Origin of the sequence: Thermobispora bispora DSM 43833 (assembly GCF_000092645.1) — a bacterium.
GTDB classification, from domain to species: domain Bacteria; phylum Actinomycetota; class Actinomycetes; order Streptosporangiales; family Streptosporangiaceae; genus Thermobispora; species Thermobispora bispora.
Map to the genome: position 1 here is coordinate 3,797,929 of NC_014165.1, position 20,427 is coordinate 3,818,355.

Genomic DNA, 20,427 nt, shown 5'->3' on the forward strand with positions numbered 1-20,427 from the left:
CGAATTCCTCGCCGCCGACTCTTCACTCGCGAGTAAAGATCCGTTAGTTTCGCGATCAACCCACTCTCGGGGGTGTCCCTTTTATCACGAGACACACAAGGAGATGCCACATGCGCATCACCGTCGGCAGGGGAGTCGGAGGCGCGATCGCGGCCCTCGCTCTCGTGCTCCCGTTGGCAACGGCCGGGCCGGCGCACGCCGATCCCGACCCGGAGGCGCTGATCCGGGCCATTGCCACGGCCGGTGTGAAGCAGCACCTGAAGAAGTTCCAGGAGATCGCCCAGGCCAACGGCGGTACCCGCGCCGCGGGCACGCCCGGCTACGACGCCTCCCGCGACTACGTCGTGAGCAGGCTGAAGAAGGCGGGCTACAAGGTGACGGTGCAGCCGTTCGACTTCCCGTTCTTCCAGGAGAAGTCCACGGCCGTGCTGGAGCGGATCTCCCCGAGCCCGAAGACGTACAACCCGACGCCCCCGGACGGGAGCGGGATCGGTGACTTCGCCACCATGACCTACTCCGGCGCGGGCGACGTGACCGCCGCCGTCCAGGCCGTCGACGTCCAGATCCCGCCCGCCTCGGAGCCGAACAGCTCCACCTCCGGCTGTGAGCCGAGCGACTTCGCCTCGTTCACGCCCGGCTCGATCGCCCTGCTGCAGCGCGGCACCTGCACCTTCCAGGAGAAGGCGGAGAACGCGCAGGCGGCCGGCGCGGCCGGGGTCATCATCTTCAACGAGGGCCAGGAGGGCCGCACCGAGACCATTCAGGGCACCCTCGGCGAGCCGACGGTGCGGATCCCGGTGGTGGGCGCCAGCTACGAGGTGGGCCAGGAGCTCGCCGCCGCCGGGACCACGGTCCGGCTGAAGACCGACACCATCAGCGAGACCCGGACCACCCACAACGTGATCGCGGACTCCAAGTGGGGTGACCCGAACAAGGTCGTCCAGCTCGGCGCCCACCTCGACAGCGTCCTCGCCGGCCCGGGCATCAACGACAACGGCTCCGGCTCCGCGGCGATCCTCGAGGTCGCCGAGGTCCTCGGCAAGATCCCCACGCGGAACAAGCTGCGCTTCTCGTTCTGGAGCGCCGAGGAGCTCGGCCTGCTCGGCGCCGAGCACTACGTCGCGAGCCTGTCCCCCGCGGAGCTGGCGAAGATCAAGCTGTACCTCAACTTCGACATGATCGGGTCGCCGAACTACGCGATCATGATCTACGACGGGGACGACTCCGACGGCGTGGGCGCTCCCGCCGGGCCGCCGGGATCGGACGAGATCGAGAAGCTCTTCGAGAAGTACTTCAAGGCCCTGCGCCAGCCGTACCAGGGCACCGACTTCGACGGGCGCTCGGACTACGGGCCGTTCATCGAGGCCGGCGTCCCCTCCGGTGGGCTCTTCACGGGCGCCGAGGGCATCAAGACCCCCGAGGAGCAGAAGAAGTACGGCGGCACGGCCGGCATCGCGTACGACCCGTGCTACCACCAGGCCTGCGACGACCTGTCGAACATCAACGACAAGGCCCTGGCGCTGAACACGGGCGCGATCGCGACCGCCGCCGTGGTCTACGCGTTCAGCCGTGACCTGCCCGGCCCGGACACGCGGCCCGCGATGTCCGCCGCCCGCACCGCCTCGGTGCAGGCGGACGCGCACCACGGTCACGGCATCATCCGCTGACGCCGGCGCCGGACTGACACGAACACCTGGGTGGGACCACGGATCGACCGGCCCGCCCGGCCGTCCTCGCGGCGGCCGGGTGGGCCGGTCTCCTTTTCCGGCCCTCTTCCGTGCCGTGTTTTCCAGTCCTCGCCCGTGCCATGGCCTCCCGGTCATGGCCGGGCCGGATCGCGGGTGAGCCGATGGCGTAGCGCGGCGGTGGGGTCACCCCGGCGGTGCGGTCACGCCGGCCGGGCCATGGATGACGGTCAGGCCGTGCGGATGACGGGTGACGGTCACGCCGGCCGGGTCACCGGTCACGGTCACGCCGGCCGGATCGCGGGTCACGGTCGCGCCGACCGGGGCGCGGGTGACGGTCACACCGGGCGGGCCATGGGTAAAAAGAACCGGCCATCGGATGCAAGCGGAAGGTAATCGGCGTACAACTTTCGGTGACGACCGGTGATGAACGGGCCGGCCCTGGCCACGGCGGTGCGCACCGAAAGGAGTGACATGACACCCGCCAAGCGGATCATCTGCGTGCTCGCGGTCTCCGCCACCGCCACCGTCCCGGCCGCCTGGTCCCACCCGGCCGGAGCCGATCCCGCACCGGCCGCCCCACGGGCCGGCTCCACGGTGCCGGACGCCCGGCCGAGCCCGAAGCCCACGCCGAGGTTCTTCGCCGCCGTGGTCAACCCGCCGAAGGGGCACACTCCCGCGTACTGGTGCGCCTACCGCGTGATCCGGGTGCGGCCCACCAGCCACCTCAACGTCCGGAGCGGCCCCGGCCTCGACCACCCGCCGATCGCCGCCCTCGCGCCCGGCGATCGCAGCATTCCCGGCGCGTGCAGCGCGTCCCGCGGCTGGATCCAGGTCAGGACACCCGGCGGCAAGCCCGGGTTCGCCTCCGCCCGCTACCTGCGCCGGGTCATCCCGCTCCCCGCCCCCGGGACCTACGACTTCGCGGGGTGCAGCTACCGGGTCAGCGGGGTGCGCCCCACCAGCCACCTCAACGTCCGCCGCGGTCCCGGCCTCGACCACCCGCCGATCGCCACCCTCCCCGCGGGCGGGCGGGTGATCGGCGGCTGCGGCGCGCAGCACGGCTGGATCCCGGTCCGCTCCGCGGACGGCGTGCCCGGGTGGGCCGCCGCAAGCTTCCTGCGCCGGACCGCGGCCCGGTGACCGGGTGGGTCAGCCGAGGTCGGGGTGCGGCACGTACCGGTCGAGCGGCACCCCGGCGCCGTCGCTGACCATGATCGTGTCCACGTCGCCGATCCGCCAGCCCGCCTCCACCAGGGCCGGCAGCAGCGGGTGCACGCCCGGGACGACGATCTTGATCAGCCGGGCGTGCGGATGGGCGGCCACCGCGTCCAGCACCGCGCGCACGGAGTCCTCCGGGGTCTCGCCGCCCGCCGGTCCCACCACGACCGTGTCCCCGAGCTCGCGGGTGAACGCGTACCCCGAACCGCCCGCCCGGGCCGTCACCCCAGGCAGGCCCGCGTACCACGCGAGGCACTCCGGCCGCGCCCCGCCGGAGACGCGCGCGTCGAGGGCCGCCGCCTCGGGCAGGCCGCCCTCCCACCGCCACGCCGCTCCGGCCCGGCCGGCCGGCCGCCCCGGCGGGCCGTACAGGTAGAAGAGCGGGCAGGCGGGCCGCATGCCGTTCCTGATGTAGAGGGCGAGGGCGCGGTGGTCCCGCGAGGCGAACGTGATCTTCGGGGCGTCCGGTGGCAGCAGGCGGGTGAGGATGGCCCGCCCCAGCCCGGACGATTGGTGGGCGGGGAGCACGAAAAGGTCGCCGAGGTGGGTGAGCCGGCCCCGGCGCAGCGTGCCCCCGAATCCGGCGATCGCACCGCCGACCTCGCCGACGATGATCGTCCCGAACGCCAGCTCCGCCTCGAGGAAGTCGACGGAGCCCGGCCACAGGGTGAAGAGGTCGAAGTGCGTCCCGATACCGCTGCGCACGGCCGGCAGATCCGCCCGCTGGGCGACCCGGATGATCGGCTTCACACCGTCCCACCGTACGCCAAGGGGATCCCCCTTGGAGTGGGGGTGCCTCGCTCGCCCGGGGAGCGCGGACGGGCGAGCGAGGCGCCCCTCGCCGGCATGGCGCGGGCCGGACCGCACGCCATGCCGGAAACCTGTGCGATCAACCCTTGATCGCGCCCGCGGTGAGCCCGCTGATGAGCTGGCGCTCGGCCACGGCGTAGAAGCCGAGGGCCGGGATCATGGCCAGCACCACGTAGGCGAGGACCTTCGCGGTCTCCGAGGAGTACTGGCCCTGGAACTGCTGCACGCCGAGCGGGAGGGTCCAGAGGTTCGGGTCGTTGAACACGACCAGCGGCAGCATGAAGTTGTTCCAGCTCGACACGATGGCCAGCACCGACACCGTGGCGAGGGCCGGCCGGGCCATCGGCAGCAGGATCCGCCAGAAGAACCCGAACGGGCTGCACCCGTCGATGATCGCCGCCTCTTCGATCTCGATCGGGATCGAGCGGAAGAACCCGCGCAGGATGATGATGGTCATCGGCAGACCGAAGGCCACCTGCGGCAAGATCACCCCGAGCGGGTTGTCCAGGAGCCCGAACATCCGCAGCAGGACGAAGAGCGGGAGGATCGCCACGGCGAACGGGAACATCAGCCCGGTGGCGAACAGGGTGAACAGCAGCTCCCGGCCCCGGAAGGAGAACCTCGCGAGCACGAAGGCGGCCAGCGCGGACGCCGCCACCACGAGGATCGTCGTGGCCAGCGCGATGAACGTGCTGTTCCAGAGCTGCCGCCAGAACGTGTCCGAGGCGAGGATGTCCGTGTAGTTCTCCGGAACCCACGGATCGGGCAGCCCGAAGGCGTTGGTGGAGAGCTGTGAGGTGTCCTTGAACCCACCCAGCACCCCGTACACCAACGGGACGATGACGAAGGAGGCGAGCGTCAGGGCGATCACCTGCAGCAGGGCACCGCGGAACCGGATGATCGCCTTTGGCCTTGCGTGACGGGCTCCGCTCATCGCTGTTCTCGCAGCACGGTCGTGGCTCCTTCAAGGTCGCGGCGCATCACGTAGCGCTGGTAGCCGAGCGCGAACACGAGGCTCAGCAGGAACATCACCACGCTGATCGCGCTCGCGTAGCCCACCTGGAAGCGCTTGAAACCGAACTGGTACATCGTGACGGCCAGGGTTTCCGACGCATGCGACGGGCCGCCCTCCGTGATGATCCACACCAGGTCGAAGAGCTGGATGGTCCCGATGACCGAGAGGAAGATGCTGATGCGGATCGTCGGCCCGAGCAGCGGCAGGGTGACGCGGCGGAACACCTGCCACGCGTTGCCGCCGTCGATCTGGGCGGCCTCGATGATCTCCCGCGGGATGGCCTGCCGCCCGGTGAGGTAGAGGATCATGTGGAGACCGAAGTACTTCCACGTGATCACGAGGAAGAGCGACAGCAGCACCGTCGACTGATCGGCGAACCACTCCAGGCCATCGAGCCCGACGATGCCGAGGATCTGGTTGGCCAGGCCGACGCTCGGCGAGAGGATCAGCATGAAGAGGACGGCGGTGATCGCCTCCGACAGGACGTACGGGGCGAAGAACACTACCCGGTAGAAGGCCCGGCCCCGCAGCCGCTGGTTGAGCAGCAGCGCGATGCCCAAGGCGAGCGGCAGCTGGATCACCAGCGACAGCACGACCAGGACGACGGTGTGCCAGAGGTCGCCGTAGAACACCGGGTCGGCGAAGAGCCGCGTGTAGTTGTCGAGGCCTACGAAGTCACGCGGCAGACCACCCAGGCCGTTCCACTTGAACAGGCTGGTGTAGAAGCCGACGATGATCGGCGTCAGCACCAGCATGCAGAACAGCGCCAGCGCGGGCAGTATGAATGCCAGGATCGTGAGGGATCCCCGGAGCCGCGCGCGGCGGCTCCGGGGTCGTATCGCGTTCACTCGACTCTTACTCCGACTTCGCGGTCTCCGTGATGGCCTTGGCCACACCTTCGGGCGTCTCGGTCCCGGCGATCAGCTCGGCCACGCTGTCGTTGACCTCCTGGCCGACCGCCGGCGGGAAGGCCTGGTCGAGGTAGAGCTGGAAGCCGGTGGTCGCGGCGAGGTGCTTCGCCACCTCGGCGAGGTTCGGGTCCTTCACCGCGTCCTCCTCACCCTGGAGCACGGGGAGGACACCGCCGGACTCGACGGCCTTGCGGTGCTCGGTCTCCTCGGTGAGGAACTTGAGGAACTCGAGGGCCTCCGGCGGAGCCTCCGCGCCGACGGCGAAGCCGCCACCGCCGCCCAGCGCCTCGGTGTTGGTGCCCTTACCGCCCTCGACGGCCGGGAAGGGGAAGAAGCCGAGGTCGTCGCCGATGCCCTTACCGGCGGAGGACTGGACCGAGGGAGCCCACTGGCCCATCAGCTCCATCGCCGCCTTGCCGTTGCCCATGGTCGCGGCCTGGCCGTCGGCGGTGTCGTACGCGGCGCCGAGGAAGCCCTTCTGGAACGGCTCGAGGTCCACCAGCTCCTTGAGCTTCCGGCCGGCCTCGATGAAGGCGGGGTCGGTGAAGTCCTTGGTCTCCGCGGCCTGCTTGAGGGCGTCGAGACCGCCGATGCGCATCGCGAGGTACGACCAGTAGTAGTGGCCCGGCCACTTCGCCTTACCGGCGAGGGCGATCGGGGTGATGCCGGCGGCCTTGAGCTTCTTGACGGCCTCGATGAACTCGGACCAGGTGGCCGGCGGCTGCTCGATCCCGGCCTTCTTGAAGAGGGCCTTGTTGTACCAGATGCCCACCATGCCGATGTCGTGCGGGACGGCGTAGGTCTTGCCGTCGAACTGGTAGGGCGCGATGGCCGCGTTGGTGAACTTCTGGGGCCAGGAGGCGATGTCCTCGGTGACGTCCTTGACCAGACCGGCGTCGGCCTGCTGCTTGAGCACGCCGCCGCCCCAGGTGTGGAAGATGTCCGGGGCCTTCCCGGACTGCATGGTGGTGGTGAGCTTGGACTTGAACGCGTCGTTCTCGATCGCGACGTTCTTGATCTCGATGTTCGGGTGCTTGGCCTGGAAGTCGCGGATCGCGTTGGCGAAGACGCTCTTCAGCGGCTCGTTGGTCGCGATGTTCCAGAACTCGATGGTCACCTTCTTCGAGTCGGACGAGCCGCCTCCGCCGTCATCGCCCCCCGCTCCGCCACACCCCCCGATGGCCAAGACGGCAGCACACAGTAACGCGGTTCGCCGGATCCACTTCACGACGGCTCCTCCCACTCCGAAACTTTCGGAGGTTTACCGATAGTTTCTGTGATGGCCCTGACGTTACAAGCGTGCGGATATCAGATCAACACCTGTTGTTGAGCTGTTACTCGAAGCGGATAGGCACGGGCAAAGAGCGCATAAAACCGAAACACGCCGTGCAATGGACGGCATGGGACACCCGGGCATCTCGCCCCGGGCGCCCGGCGGGCGGCGCGGCCGGCGCCGCGTGCCCGCCGTCCAGGCACGGCGTGTCCGAGTCCGTTCGGAGCGGGGGGTGACAGACGCACCGGCGGAAGCCGGTGCGGTCCAGTGGATCGAGCGGCGGTGCGCGGTGCGCACCGGGCGGTCCGGGCGGGGCATGCGCGGCCGGCGGGGCCGGGCGGCATGCGGCGTGCGCCGCCGGAGGGCACGGCGGATCCGGGACCGGCCGGGGATGGCGGCGACGGCGCCCGTGCCGATCGGGCGCCCATCGGGGACCGCGAAGGGCCGCGCATCGGGGTACGGCGCGGCCGTGACAACGGATGGATCCGGCGCCGCGCGGCGCGGTGTAGCCGCGCACGGCGCCCATGACCCGGGCCACCGGCGCCGGACCGCGGTACGGACCCGGCGTCCGGCCTGACGCGCAGCGGGTCAGCCGACCTTGACGGCCGTGCGCTTCTGGTACGCGTGCTTGACCAGGGTGATGAGAACCTCTTTGCCGGACTCCCGCTTGCGGGCGTCGCAGTAGATGACCGGGACGTCTTCCTTGAGGTTGAGCGCGAGCTTCACCTCGTCGAGGTCGTGAACGGGAGCGCCCTCGAAGCAGTTGACCGCCACCACGAACGGGGTGCCGCGCCGTTCGAAGTAGTCCACGGAGGGGAAGCAGTCGGCGAGCCGCCGCGTGTCGGCGAGCACCACGGCGCCGAGCGCGCCGCGGGACAGGTCGTCCCAGAGGAACCAGAACCGCTCCTGGCCGGGGGTGCCGAACAGGTAGAGCACGAACTCGTCGTTGATGGTGATGCGGCCGAAGTCCATCGCCACGGTGGTGGTGGACTTCGACTCCACGCCGGCGAGGTCGTCGACGCCGACGCTCCGGTCGGTGAGCGTCTCCTCCGTGCGCAGCGGCCGGATCTCTGACACCGCGCCCACCATGGTGGTCTTGCCGACCCCGAAGCCACCGGCGATCAGGAGCTTGATCGCCCGCGGCATCTTCGGCTGGTCAGAGCGCGCGTAGGCCATCGAGCACCGCCTTGTACATCCTCTCGTCGAGCATGTCCGTCTCAGGCTGAGGCTGCTGGACGGCGATGTATCCCCGGTCGTACAGGTCGCCGAGGAGCACCCGCACGATGCCCGCGGGCAGGTCCATCCGGGCCGCGATCTCGGCGACGGAGAGCGGCCTGCGGCAGAGCCGCACGATGGTCTGATGCTCGGGGTCGAGGCCGACCTCGTTCCCGGTGGTGGGCCGGATGGTCACGACGAGGGAGACGAGGTCGAACCGGTCCTGCGCCTCGGTGCGCCCGCGCGCGATGACGTACGGCCGTATGGTCGGCGCGTCGACCAGCCACTCCTCCTCGGGGTTCCACTGTCCGCTCATCGCTGGGCCTCACTCCCTGTGGTCCTGGCGGGCGAGGTGAGGTACTGCCCCACCCGGGCGACGAGCATCGCCATCTCGTACGCCACCAGGCCGATGTCGGCGTCGCCGGAGCACAGCACCGCGAGACAGGCGCCCTGGCCGGCCATGGTGACCATGAGGTAGGCGGACTTCATCTCGACGATGGTCTGCCGTACGGCACCGCCCTGGAAGCGCTCGCCCACGCTGCGCGCCAGGCTCTGCAGCCCGGAGGCCACCGCGGAGAGGTGCTCGGCGTCCTCCCGGTGCAAGCCCTTCGAGCTGGCGAGGAGCAGGCCGTCAGCGGAGAGGACAATTCCGTGCTCCACCTCGCGCACCCGCTCGACGAGGTCGTCGAGCAGCCATGCCAGGTCCGCTGACGCGTCCGTCTTCTGGGTCATCGATCGTCCTTCCCTTCACCGATCAGCTTCGCCGCCTCAGACCTGCCCCGCTTGGTGCCCATCTGGAAGGCGCCCATGATCCGGCGGATCTCCTCCGGCGAGCGTTCGTCTTCGTCCCTATCGACCTCCTCGAAGATGTGGTCCTTGGCGAGCGCCGGCGCCAGGCTGGCCTGCGGGACACGGAACGGCAGGCCAGACGGGGTGAACGCGGCCGGGGGCGTGGGCCGCTCGGGCTCGGGTGCGCTCGGCACGGGAACCACCTCCTGGGCTGGTTCGGAGACCACCTCCTCGGGCGCGTCCACCACCGCGATCCTGCGGGCGCCCGCAAGCTGCTCTTCCTGACGCGGGGCGGGCACCGGCTCGGGCGGGACCGCGGCGGGCCTGGGCTCGCGCGAGGCCGCTTCCGCGTCCGGTGTGCGGAGCTCCCCGCCGTCGATCACCAGATCGCGCGGGATGAGCACGATCGCCGTGGTGCCCCCGTACGGCGATGTCTTCAGCGAGACCTGGATGTTGTGCCGCTCGGCGAGCCGGCTCACCACGAAGAGGCCCAGGCGGGCGGTGCTCGAGAGGTTGAACTCCGGCGCCTCGGCCAGCCGGCGGTTCGCCTCCTCGAGGTCCTCGGGGGTCATGCCGAGACCGCGGTCCTCGACCTCGATCGCGTACCCGGCGGCGACGAGCTGGCCGCTCACCTGCACGGTGGTGTACGGCGGGGAGAACGAGACCGCGTTCTCGATGAGCTCGGCGAGCAGGTGGATGACGTCACCGACGGCGCGCCCGGCGAGCGCGACGTCGCCCATCGGCAGCACGTTGACCCGGGTGTAGTCCTCGACCTCGGCGAGGGCGCCGCGGACCACGTCGACCATGGCGACCGCGCGGCGCCAGGTCCGGGCCGGGGTGGAGCCGGCGAGGACGATGAGGTTCTCCGCGTTGCGCCGCATCCGGGTGGCGAGGTGGTCGATGCGGAACAGGTCCTTGAGCCCGGCGGGATCGGACTCGCGCCGCTCCATGACGTCGAGGAGGGAGAGCTGGCGGTGGACCAGGGATTGGGTCCGGCGCGCCAGGCTGAGTAGGATCTCGCGGAAGCCCTGCCGGAGCTCGGCCTCCTCGACCGCGGTCCGGATCGCGGTCTCCTGCACCTTGTTGAAGGCCTCGCCCACCTGGCCGATCAGGTCGTCGCCGTACCGGAGCCTGGGCGCCTCCGCCTCGACGTCCACCTTCTCGCCCATGGCGAGCCGCTGGACCACGCTGGGCAGCCGTTCGTTGGCGAGCTCGAGCGCGGCGGTGCGGAGCTTCTCGAGCTGCCGGACGAGGTGGCGGGCCGTGGTGATCGAGAGGATGACCGACGCGATGACCGCGACCAGGCCGAGCAGGCCGGCGAGCACCAGCCGGACGACCACGCCGACGGCGACCGGGGCGGCCCGCTCCACCAGCGCGTCACCGGCGTTGAGGATGACCTTCTCCAGGCCCTGCATCGCCGGGTCGACCGCGTTGCGCCACTGCGCCTCGGTGACGAACGGGTACCGGCCGGACTGCCGGCTGTTGGTGATCTGATCCTCGAGGGTGCCCAGCGCCAGGACGGCGGGTGATCTCTGCCACGCCTCGTAGGCCTTCTTGTCCGCCTCGGGCAGCTCGGCCGCCGCCTGCTCGAGGATGAACCGGTAGAGGCCGACGAGCTCGGTGACCTGCCGATGCTCCCGCTCGGTGAACCGGCCCGCCACGATCGCCGCGGAGACGACCGCGTCCTCCCGGGAGAGGAACTCGAGCGCGTGGAACATCGAGCTGAGCGTGCGGCCGTCCTTGGCGACCTGCTCGTCGTCGAGCGTCGCCACCGCGTCGTACACGCGGAAGAAGCTGTCGATGATGTCGTTGTACGCCGAGACGACGCCGGCCCGGTCGGTCCGGCCGGCGTCCACGTCCTTGCGTACGCTCTCCAGGTGCTTCAGCCGGCGCTCGGTGTCCTTGAGACGGGATTTGAGGGCATCGCTCGCGGCGAGCTGCACCGAGTTGCCGCTGATGGACTCGAGGAACGCCTCGAGCGACTCATCGGTGCGGGCCCGCTGGTCGTCGAGCTCTTTGCGCGAGATTCTGCCCGGGCTGGCCAGCCGCATGGCCGAGAGCCGCCGCTCCCGCTGAAGGTCGGCCACGAGAGGCTCGGCCGGCGCCGTCACGCCGCTGTCAATGGTCGTGGCGCCCAGAAGGTTTAAACCATCTCGGACCGTGACCCATGCGGCGAAGGCCCATAGCGCCGCGAGAGAGACCAGCACGGCCACGACCTTCTCTCGCACGCGCGAATTCCGAACGCGCATCGGCACTACCACCCAGCTGAAATCACGAAAGGCCAAATTGACGCGCGTTTCAGCACGTCAAAGGCCACCTATCGGTCATCGCAGCATGCGCTCGATCAACTTCTGATAACAGTGACCACAACTCGGACACCCTAGCAAAGGGTACAAAAATTGCTCAACTCACGAATTGCACTAGGGCAAATGTCCGAAATATGTGGTATGTCGAGCAGGTTTATGCCTTGATGATCATACAATGGTGAAGCTTCTTCATGATCCGGGGGTCGGTCTGGGCCAGGTGGAGGGCCGCCAGCACGGCCGCCCGGACGATCGCGAACGGCAGATAGAGGTCCTTGTCGTGCCAGAGCGGCGGGCCTTCGGCCAGGTCGGCCGCGCTCCGCAGGTACGCGTACCCCCGCGCCGCCGCGTCGACCACCGCCTCCTCCTCCCGGCCGGCCATCAGCAGGAGCTGCATCGCGTACGCGGTCTCCTCGGCCGTTCCGGTCCACCAGCCCCAGGAACCGTCCGCGTGCTGGGTCCGCAGCGCCCAGGCGACCGCCCTGCGCACCGCCTCCTGGGCGGCGGGGCCGCCGAACTCCCATAGCGCGAGGGCACACGAGACCGTGGCGTAGTACGGCGAGGCGTGCCAGCGGTCCTCCCAGCTTCCGTCCGGCCGCTGCCGCTCGCACAGCCAGGCCGACAGCCGCTGCATCACCGGCCCGTACCGGCCGGCCGCCGCCGGGCGCACCCGCACGTACTGCCCGAAGGCGTCGAGCACATGCGCGTTCACGCTCGCCGACTGCCCGTCTTCCCCCGGCCAGGTGCAGAAGTGCGTCGGGGTCTGGAAGGCCCACAGGCACTCCGGCTCCTGCGGCATGCCGAACAGCGCCAGCGCGTACAGCGCGACCGAGGTGGTGTCCGCGTCCGGGGGCAGCCCCACACCGGCCGGGGTGCCCGACGGGCCGATCGCCGACCTCAGGTCGGCGAGCATCTCGGGCGGCGCCTCGAACTCGATCCCCGCCCGGCCCAGCCAGCTCAGCACCCAGCCGCGCTCGAACACGGTGATCGGCAGGCCGACCGGGACCGGCCCGCCGTACCGCTGCGCCACCGCCTCGAGGTGCCGCAGGGCGTGGTGCCCGGGCTCCGGCCGTGCCTCACCGCCGAGCCACGCCGCGGTCGCCGCCGGGGAGGCGCCGATGGTCCCGATCGGGGTCGGGCTCACCGCGGGCGCACCGGCCGCGGCGTCCCCCGCGACCTCGAGCGCGTGCAGCAGCTTCTCCGGCAGCGCGGTGCCCGACGCGAGCCGCTGCCGGATCAGGGTGAGCGGCCTCTCGTTCAGCCCGGCGGGCAGCGGCAGGCGGGCGATGCCCAGCTCGGGCAGGTTCTCCAGGTGCGTGTTGATGAGGGCCACCAGGGCCGGGACGATGATCTCGATGGCGGGGGTGTCGGGCAGGGTGAGCGCGGTCACCTCGGTGAGCCGGCGGGAGAGGAAGCCCAGCCCGCGGACGGCCGCCTCCCTCACCACCGCGGGGTCCGCGCCGGCGTCGCCCCGCACGTACGTCGAGAGCAGCGCCTCGGTCGCGCTGAGCGTGGGGACGAGGGCGTACCCGTCGAGCGCGCCCCACGCCCCGTCCGGGCGCTGGGTCTCGATCAGGTAGTTCACCCGTTCCTCATGCCCCACCAGCCACGGAGCCAGCGTCACCAGCCGGCCGGTCTCGTAGATCGACGGTGAGACATGTCCCCACGGCCGGGACATGAGCTGCCGCATGAGCTCATCGGCCGCCTCGGCCACATCGACCGGCCCGTCCAGCAATAGATCGATCTTGCTCACAGCTCGCCCCAATAGTCCGCCACGCCGTAGAACCCGGTGTTGAAGCCGATCTGCCGCTCCAGGTAGGCGGCGACCCGCGGGCTCCCGGCGCGCACCGGCTCGAGGAGGGCGCGGCACCGGCCGAGGATGCCGGCCATCCGCTCGATCACCTCCTCGCGGCCCGCGCCGAGGGTCAGCGCGCTGAGGTCGCCCCACTCGCGCTCCCGGCCCGAGGTCGCGAGGTCGTTGAGCAGGCGCAGGTACCGCTGCACCTCCGCGCTCACCTCGCGGAGCTCGGCCAGGTTCCGGAGCGTCCATGGATCACCGGTCGCGATCCAGTGCGAGATGTTCACGAACGAGGCCCCGCAGCCGTCCGCGTTGGCGAGGTAGTCGTCGAGGGTCACCCGCGCCGCCTCGCGCTTCCACCGCAGCTCGGTGGCCATGGCGAGCAGCATGCGGTGGAGCTGGCCGGCCCAGATCGGCTGCAGCTCGCCGAACGACGGGCACGCCGCGGCCAGCTCCTCACGGAGGCCGGCGATGAGGCGGGCGATCGGCGTGCCGCCCGCCTCGCCGCCGGCCGCGGCGAGACAGCGGGCGATCAGGCCGTCCATCTCGCCCGCCGTGGACGCCCGCTCGGCCTGCCAGTCCACCGCGAACACGCAGAGCGAGGCGAGGTTGACCGCCCGCAGCTCCTCCGGGCCCGCCCACGGCGAGCCGAACGCGCTGGAGAGCGCCAGCCCGCTGAAGAAGGCGGCGTCGAACGGCTTGGGCGGGAACAGCTCCGGGTACTCCTCGGCGGTCGCCATGAGCTCCCGTGCGGATCGCACGGCGACCGCGCAGGCCCGGCCGAGGCCGGCGGCCTCGGCCTCGGCCGGGCCGAACGAACGGGCGATCATGCCCGGGTTCGCTCGACCAGCGTCATCTGCAGGCCCTTGTCCGGCCGCAGGGAGGACGCGAACCGCTTCTTCACCTCACCCTTGGCGTGGAGGATCGGACGGTACCGGCTCAGGATGCCGGCGAGGAGGAGCTTGGCCTCGATGAAGAAGAGGTACTTGCCGAGGCACTGGTGCGGGCCGCCGCCGAACGGGATGTACGCCCACCGGTGCCGGCCGTGCTCCTTGCCCGGGGCGAAGCGCTCGGGGTCGAACTCGAGCGGCCGCTCCCAGAACTCCTCGAGGCGGTGCGTGAGGTAGGGGCTGAGCACCACCGTGGAGCCGGCGGGGATGGTGACGCCGTCGATGACGTCCGTCTCCTTGGCCAGCCGCGGCAGGATCCACCCCGACGGGTAGAGCCGGAGCAGCTCGTGGAGGAACATCTCCGTGTACCGCAGGTCGGGAAGGTGCGACGGCTGCACCGGGCCCGCGCCCACGACCTCGTCGATCTCGGCGTAGACGCGCTCGGCGACGTGCGGGTACGCGTGCAGCGCCACCCACATCCAGGTCAGCGCCGTGGCCGACGTCTCGGTGGACGCGCCGTGCATGCCGACCACGTCGTCCCTGATCCGCCGGTCGCCCTCGGGCCCGATGTCGTCGCGCCGGGCGCGGCAGATCGCCGACACCACGTTCTTGCTCTCATCGAGCTCGGCGCGGGCGGCGTGGATGCGCGGGTAGATCACCTCGTCGATGGTCTTGACGCAGTTGCGGAAGGCCCGGTCCCCGGGGAGCGGGATGGACTGCGGCACGAAGGGCAGGACGATCCGGGGCGCGGTGGCGGTCACCCCGGTCTCGTACGCGGGGATGAGCCGTGCGATGTCCTCTTTGGAGATCTTGTCGCCGAAGAAGAGCCGGACCACGATGGTCTGGACGATCTCGGCGGTCTTCTTCGCGATGTCGAAGGGTTCGCCCGGTCGTATCCGGCTGTCGATCTGCTCGGATATAATCCGGGACATCTCATCGGTGAGTGAATCGACGTACTTGGCCGTGAACAACGGCTGAAGAAGGCGGCGGCTCTCGGCCCAGTTGGGCCCGTCCGAGAGGATGCCGTCCCCGATCATGGGCTTGATCGGATCCCAGAACATGCCCTCGCGGACGTAGTTCGGCTGGTTGAGGCGCAGCACGTGCTGCACGTGATCGGGGTAGGTCACTAAGAAGGGCTTGAAGGGCCCCATGTTCAGGCGGACCAGCTCGCCTTTTACTATGCGACCCACCTCTTCGAACGCGGCGATCGGATCGTGAGGGTTCTTCACAAGTAGTCGATAGAAGGGGATCGTTCGCACCTTCTTCGCCGGTTGCACGGCAGTCTCGACGGACATCGACTCACTCCTGCCACGCGATGATCACGACATTCGCGAAGTATCACATGATCCTTACCAATTGATCAATATTGGGCGTGGCAATACGTGGCAGGACTGGTCTGTGCAATTTCGCCCGAGTCAATTGCGCTGGTCAGAAGGCTTGACAGGCCACGAGGAGGCGGTTGTGCGCAATGGAAAGGGGCCGGACCGCAACGCGATCCGGCCCCGTTTCAGTCGCAGGTCATTACGCGGGCGCGGCGACCATAAGGGCGACCGCGACCAGGATGACCACGGGGATCATCCACAGGACAAGCTCGCCGAGGAACCCCTTCGGCATGGACGCACTCCTCCGGTGACGTGGGCAAAGGGTCTGCTCGCAGCATATTCGCTACCCAGGACCGGGGCATACGGGCGTCTCCCGTTCGGACCCTGGGATGACCGCGGGCATCCGCCCCGCTCCGCTCCCCGCGGCGGCCGCCGCACGCTTCCGGATATGGCGAAATTCACACGTCTCTTCCCGCGACCGCCGGCCGTGCGCTGAACGTCACACCCGTCCTCCCGAGCGCGCTCCCCGGCCGCTCTTCGGCCGGCTCGCCGCACCGTAGTGGGCGACGAGCGGCAGGAACAGTTCGTCCACGATCGCGGTGATCCGCTCATCCGGGACGGGTTCGAAGGTCATGAGCATGTCGTGCCGCACCAGGTCGAACGGCATGGCGAGCACGTGCTCCGGGATGCGCTCCGGGTCGAGCTCGCCGCGTTCGGCCGCCCGCTCGTACACGCGCCGGGACGAGGACCGGTTGCCCCTCATGATGAGCTCGCGGAGCTCGGCGGGGGTCGTCCCGGCCTCGGCGAACAGGCCGCCGAGCTGCGCACCGATCATGGCGGCCAGCTCGCCCCGCCGGCGGGTCATCGACCGCAGCAGCGCGATGAGGTCATCACGCAGGTTGCCGGTGTCCGGGACGGGGAGCGGGTTGGTCTCGACGTGGTGCCGGATGGCCGCGATGGCGAGATCGGCCTTCCCCGGCCAGCGGCGGTAGAGCACCGCGCGGCTGGTGCCCGCGCGCACGGCCACGCGCTCCATGGTCAGCGCGCCGTACCCGGCCTCGGACAGCTCCTCCCATGCGGCACTGAGCAGCGCGTCCTCAAGCGCCTTGCCGCGTCGGCGCCGATTCGGTCCCTCCGTCACGGACGACGCTCCATAAGGGTCATTTGTGTTTCTTATCGGCACAGCCTATCGTCTCCGTAAGAGACATTCGTGACTCTTATCGGGGAGCATTGCATGGCGGGCAGCGAACGACTCGATCCAAAGGTGCTCAAGACCGCGGGAGTCCTGATCTTCGGGATCCTCGCCGTCGTCTTCGACACCACCATCGTCGGCGTGGCACTGCACTCCCTGGCGGCCGACCTGCACACCACGGTCGCCACCGTGCAGTGGGTCACCACCGCCTACCTGCTCGCGCTCGGGATGACCGTGCCGCTGAGCACGTGGGCGACGGCCCGGTTCGGCGGCAAGCGCGTGTGGTTGTTCTCCCTGGTGGTCTTCCTGGCCGGATCGGTGGCCGCCAGCGCCGCCTGGAACGCGCCCGCGCTCATCGCCGGAAGGGTCGTCCAGGGCATCGGCGGCGGGCTGATGCTGCCGGTGATGACGACACTGATCGTCCACGCCGCGGGAGGCCGGCTGCTCGGCCGGGTGACGTCGATCATCTCGCTGCCCGCACTGCTCGGGCCGATCCTCGGCCCGCTCGCCGGCGGCCTGATCCTCACCCACCTGAGCTGGCGGTGGATGTTCTGGATCAACATTCCGTTCTGCGTCGCCGGGTTCGTGCTGGCCGCGCTGTTCCTCGAGCGGGACGAGCCGTCCTCGCGGCCGCGCCAGGACGTCGCCGGGCTCGCCCTGCTGGCGCCCGGTATCGCCGCGCTCCTCCTCGGCCTGTCCGAGGCCTCGGACGGAGGGGTCGGACACGCCCGGGTGCTCGTCCCGTTGATCTGCGGTGTGGTCCTCCTCGTCGCGTTCGGCCTGTACGCGGCCCGCCGTACCGACCCGCTGGTGGACCTCCGGCTCTTCACCCACCGCCCGACCTCGTCCGGTTCGGCGGTGCTCTTCTTCTCCGGCTTCGCCCTCTACGGGGCCCTCTTCCTGCTGCCGCTGTTCTACCAGCAGGTCCGCGCCACGTCGGCCCTCGACGCCGGAATCGCGCTCATCCCGCAGGGGATCGGGACCCTGCTGAGCCGCTCGCTCGCCGGACGGCTCACCGACCGGATCGGGGCCCGGATCGTCACCGTCACCGGGTTCCTCATCGTCGCCGCGGCCACGCTTCCCTTCGCGTACGCCGACGCCCACGCGAGCCCGTGGGTTCTCGCCGGCGTGCTCCTGCTACGGGGGATCGGTCTCGGCGCCGTCACCGTGCCGGTCATGGCCGTCGCCTATCTCGGCCTCGGCCGGGAGCAGGTCGCGCACGCCAGCGCGCTCGTCCGCATCGCCCAGCAGATCGGCGGCTCGTTCGGCACCGCCGTCACCGCCGTGATCCTGCAGTACGCCGTCACCGGATCCGGCGATCTCATGACGGCCTACCACCGAACCTTCTGGTGGTCCACCGCCTTCGCCGCGCTCGCCGCGCTGCTCTCCCTCACGCTTCCCGGACGGGACGCGGCCGCAGCGGACTCCGGTCAGGCCGCGCCCCGCGGCCCGTCCGAGGATGCCCGCGCGGGTTCGGACACCGGCGAGCCGATGCGGGACCGCGTCTGATCCCGGCCCCGTCCCCGCACCCGGCCGCTCCACGAGGAAGTGGCCGAGGGCCGGCCCCCACCTTGCAGACCCGGTACGGCCACCGGCCCGGGCGGTGCGCGGAGTCCCCGCCCGGCCGGTCCGGCTCAGGATGCGGCGGCCTCGGCGTCCGCCTTGGTGACGTGCACGGTGCCGTCCGGGTGCTCCGGCGGAGCGTACAGCGAGTAGAGCTTGAGCTCGCCGTCGCCGATGTTGACGACGTTGTGCCAGGTGCCGGCCGGGATGACCGCGGCCCAGTCCTCGTCCAGCTCGTGGGTCTCGTCCACGGTCTCCCGGGACTTGCCGAACGTGAGCCGCGCCTTCCCCTTCTCCACGCGGATGAACTGATCGGTGTGCTCGTGCACCTCGAGCCCGATCTCCTCGCCGGGCCGCAGGCTCATCACGGTGAGCTGGAGCCGCTCGCCGGTGAACAGCGCCGTCCGGAACGTCGTGTTCGCCACGGTGGTCTTCTCGATGTCGCCGACCCAACCGGTCACGTCGAGCCTCCTCGTCGCGCGGTCATCCGCCTGATCTCATTGGACCACGTGAGGGCGGCGGTCGGGCGGCGATCTCCGTCACCCGGCCGCATCCACCGCCGGCGGTGGAGGCCCTCGCCAGAGCCTGCCGTACGGCGAGGCGGGCCCGGGGAGAGTCCGGCACGCCGGGCGCGAACCGCGGGGCGGCGGCACCGGCGAGACGGCGCGCGCGACCGCCCGGCGGCGCGTCCCCGGCACCCGGCGACCGCCGGCGGCCCCGGCCGGGTGCGCCCCGGAACACCGCCGGGCCGGCCGATCCCCGCGCCGGGCCGCGCCCGGAGACGGACCCCGGGTACCGGAAAGCCTGTCCCCAGGGCAAGGTGGATCGAACGCCGGAGAGATATACGGTGGGGGTTAAGGGAACCCCCACCGTGGGCCGTTCCGTTCAGCATGGTGGAGGCGGACGGCAATGGACCTGTGGCTCGTGTGGCTCATCATCGCGGCGCTGCTCGGTATCGCGGAGATCTTCACCCTCACGGCGGCCCTGGGGATACTCGGCGCCGCCGCGCTGCTCACCGCAGGGATCGCGCTCCTCGGGCTGCCGCTGGGCGCCCAGCTCCTCGTGTTCGCCGCCGCCTCGACCGCCGGGATCGTGGTGGTGCGGCCCATCGCACGGCGGCTCCTCCGGCAGCCGGCGCCGCAGCGGTTCGGGGTGTCCGCCCTCATCGGCAAGCCCGCGTACGTGATCAAGGAGGTCACCGCCCACGACGGCAGGGTGCGGATCGGCGGCGAGGAGTGGTCCGCACGCGCGTACGACGAGAGCCTCGTCATCCCGGCCGGCACAACGGTCGACGTCATCCAGATCGAGGGGGCCACCGCCCTCGTCTACCCGCGGGAGTGAGCATGGACGGAGCTTTGATCGCCGGCATCGTCGTCGTCCTGATCGTGGTGTTCACGGTGCTGCGCGCGGTCCGCATCGTGCCCCAGGCGAGGGCGGCGAACGTCGAACGGCTGGGCCGGTACTACCGGACCCTCGGCCCCGGGCTGAACTTCGTCATCCCCTTCATCGACCGGGTCCGGCCGATGATCGACCTTCGTGAGCAGGTCGTCTCGTTCAAGCCGCAGCCGGTGATCACCGAGGACAACCTCGTCGTCGACATCGACACCGTCATCTACTTCCAGGTCATCGACCCGCGGGCGGCGGAGTACGAGATCGCCAACTTCATCCAGGGCGTTGAGCAGCTCACCGTGACGACGCTGCGGAACGTCGTCGGCGGCATGGACCTGGAGGAGACGCTCACCTCCCGGGACATCATCAACAGCCAGCTCCGCGGCGTGCTCGACGAGGCCACCGGCAAGTGGGGCATCCGGGTCAACCGCGTCGAGATCAAGGCCATCGACCCGCCGAAGTCCATCAAGGAGGCGATGGAGAAGCAGATGCGGGCCGAGCGGGACAAGCGCGCCGCGATCCTCACCGCGGAGGGCCAGCGCCAGGCGAAGATCCTCACGGCCGAGGGTGAGAAGCAGAGCGCGATCCTGCGCGCCGAGGGTGAGCGGACCGCGCTGATCCTCAAGGCGGAGGGCCAGTCGCAGGCGATCGACGAGGTGTTCCAGGCGATCCACCGCAACGACCCCGACCCCAAGCTCCTCGCCTACCAGTACCTCCAGGTGCTCCCCCAGCTCGCGCAGGGCGAGGGCAACACCGTGTGGGTGATCCCGAGCGAGGTGACGTCCGCGCTCAACACGCTCGCCAGGGCGTTCACGGAGCGGCTGCCCAGCTCGCCGGCCACCCGCGCGCCCGAGCGCGATGCCAAGAGCAGCGAGGCGGTCGCCGAGGCGGAGCGGGCGGCCGCGGACGCGAAGGCCGAGGCGGAGGACTCCGAGCGGGCGCCCCGCTCGCTCGAGGCCGGCCGGCCCGATCTCGGCGCCGCCGTGAGGGACACCGAGAAGACCCAGGTCGTCCCCCGGCCCGAGCAGTCCTGATCTCCCGGGCGCGCCAC

General features: G+C 70.5%; 18 protein-coding genes. 5 read left to right on the plus strand and 13 right to left on the minus strand.

Going from position 1 to position 20,427, the window contains the following annotated elements:
- Positions 1-110: 110 nt before the first annotated feature.
- Together TBIS_RS16140 and TBIS_RS18335 are read left to right on the plus strand one after the other, a co-directional pair.
- A complete protein-coding gene (locus tag TBIS_RS16140) occupies positions 111-1,667 on the plus strand; it encodes a M28 family metallopeptidase (protein ID WP_013133469.1) in 1,557 nt (518 codons plus the stop codon).
- 492 nt (positions 1,668-2,159) lie between these two features.
- Entirely contained in the window at positions 2,160-2,828 is a 669-nt protein-coding gene (locus TBIS_RS18335) for an SH3 domain-containing protein (protein ID WP_013133470.1), read from the plus strand.
- 9 nt (positions 2,829-2,837) lie between these two features.
- Here TBIS_RS18335 and TBIS_RS16150 read toward each other — a convergent pair whose 3' ends face one another.
- From TBIS_RS16150 to TBIS_RS16205, 12 genes are all read right to left on the minus strand, one after another.
- Complete coding sequence (locus tag TBIS_RS16150) at positions 2,838-3,656, minus strand: GNAT family N-acetyltransferase (RefSeq protein ID WP_013133471.1); 819 nt, start codon at positions 3,654-3,656, stop codon at positions 2,838-2,840.
- A 139-nt stretch (positions 3,657-3,795) separates the two neighbouring features.
- Positions 3,796-4,587, minus strand: coding sequence for a carbohydrate ABC transporter permease (locus TBIS_RS16155; RefSeq protein WP_242384277.1), 792 nt, complete (start codon positions 4,585-4,587; stop codon positions 3,796-3,798).
- 59 nt (positions 4,588-4,646) lie between these two features.
- Positions 4,647-5,486: a carbohydrate ABC transporter permease gene (locus TBIS_RS16160; RefSeq protein ID WP_083785355.1), complete on the minus strand. Its 840-nt coding sequence runs from the start codon at positions 5,484-5,486 to the stop codon at positions 4,647-4,649.
- Positions 5,487-5,586: 100 nt separating this feature from the next.
- Positions 5,587-6,759, minus strand: a complete 1,173-nt coding sequence (locus TBIS_RS16165; RefSeq protein WP_241019764.1) for an extracellular solute-binding protein — start codon at positions 6,757-6,759, stop codon at positions 5,587-5,589.
- Between the two features lie 744 nt (positions 6,760-7,503).
- On the minus strand, positions 7,504-8,091 hold the full coding sequence (locus TBIS_RS16170) for a GTP-binding protein (RefSeq protein ID WP_013133475.1): 588 nt from the start codon (positions 8,089-8,091) through the stop codon (positions 7,504-7,506).
- Positions 8,072-8,446 (minus strand): DUF742 domain-containing protein, encoded by a 375-nt coding sequence (locus TBIS_RS16175; protein ID WP_013133476.1) that lies wholly within the window; start codon positions 8,444-8,446, stop codon positions 8,072-8,074. Before TBIS_RS16175 ends, TBIS_RS16170 begins: the two co-directional genes overlap by 20 nt.
- Positions 8,443-8,862 (minus strand): roadblock/LC7 domain-containing protein, encoded by a 420-nt coding sequence (locus TBIS_RS16180; protein ID WP_013133477.1) that lies wholly within the window; start codon positions 8,860-8,862, stop codon positions 8,443-8,445. The genes TBIS_RS16175 and TBIS_RS16180 overlap by 4 nt, the downstream gene beginning before the upstream one ends.
- A complete protein-coding gene (locus TBIS_RS16185; protein ID WP_242384278.1) occupies positions 8,859-11,147 on the minus strand; it encodes a sensor histidine kinase in 2,289 nt (762 codons plus the stop codon). The genes TBIS_RS16180 and TBIS_RS16185 overlap by 4 nt, the downstream gene beginning before the upstream one ends.
- A gap of 232 nt (positions 11,148-11,379) precedes the next feature.
- Complete coding sequence (locus TBIS_RS16190) at positions 11,380-12,975, minus strand: prenyltransferase/squalene oxidase repeat-containing protein (protein WP_013133479.1); 1,596 nt, start codon at positions 12,973-12,975, stop codon at positions 11,380-11,382.
- Complete coding sequence (locus TBIS_RS16195; protein WP_013133480.1) at positions 12,972-13,850, minus strand: terpene synthase family protein; 879 nt, start codon at positions 13,848-13,850, stop codon at positions 12,972-12,974. The genes TBIS_RS16190 and TBIS_RS16195 overlap by 4 nt, the downstream gene beginning before the upstream one ends.
- Entirely contained in the window at positions 13,847-15,205 is a 1,359-nt protein-coding gene (locus TBIS_RS16200) for a cytochrome P450 (protein WP_013133481.1), read from the minus strand. The genes TBIS_RS16195 and TBIS_RS16200 overlap by 4 nt, the downstream gene beginning before the upstream one ends.
- Before the next feature lie 526 nt (positions 15,206-15,731).
- Positions 15,732-16,373, minus strand: a complete 642-nt coding sequence (locus TBIS_RS16205; protein WP_013133483.1) for a TetR/AcrR family transcriptional regulator — start codon at positions 16,371-16,373, stop codon at positions 15,732-15,734.
- A 93-nt stretch (positions 16,374-16,466) separates the two neighbouring features.
- Here TBIS_RS16205 and TBIS_RS16210 point away from each other — a divergent pair, with 93 nt between their 5' ends.
- A complete protein-coding gene (locus tag TBIS_RS16210; RefSeq protein ID WP_013133484.1) occupies positions 16,467-17,933 on the plus strand; it encodes an MDR family MFS transporter in 1,467 nt (488 codons plus the stop codon).
- Between the two features lie 125 nt (positions 17,934-18,058).
- Here the strand turns inward: TBIS_RS16210 and TBIS_RS16215 are convergent, their stop codons facing one another.
- A complete protein-coding gene (locus TBIS_RS16215) occupies positions 18,059-18,448 on the minus strand; it encodes a cupin domain-containing protein (RefSeq protein ID WP_013133485.1) in 390 nt (129 codons plus the stop codon).
- Positions 18,449-18,896: 448 nt separating this feature from the next.
- Between TBIS_RS16215 and TBIS_RS16220 the strand changes: the two genes are divergently transcribed.
- A complete protein-coding gene (locus tag TBIS_RS16220; protein WP_013133486.1) occupies positions 18,897-19,328 on the plus strand; it encodes an NfeD family protein in 432 nt (143 codons plus the stop codon).
- 2 nt (positions 19,329-19,330) lie between these two features.
- Positions 19,331-20,410, plus strand: coding sequence for an SPFH domain-containing protein (locus TBIS_RS16225; RefSeq protein ID WP_013133487.1), 1,080 nt, complete (start codon positions 19,331-19,333; stop codon positions 20,408-20,410).
- Positions 20,411-20,427: the final 17 nt, after the last annotated feature.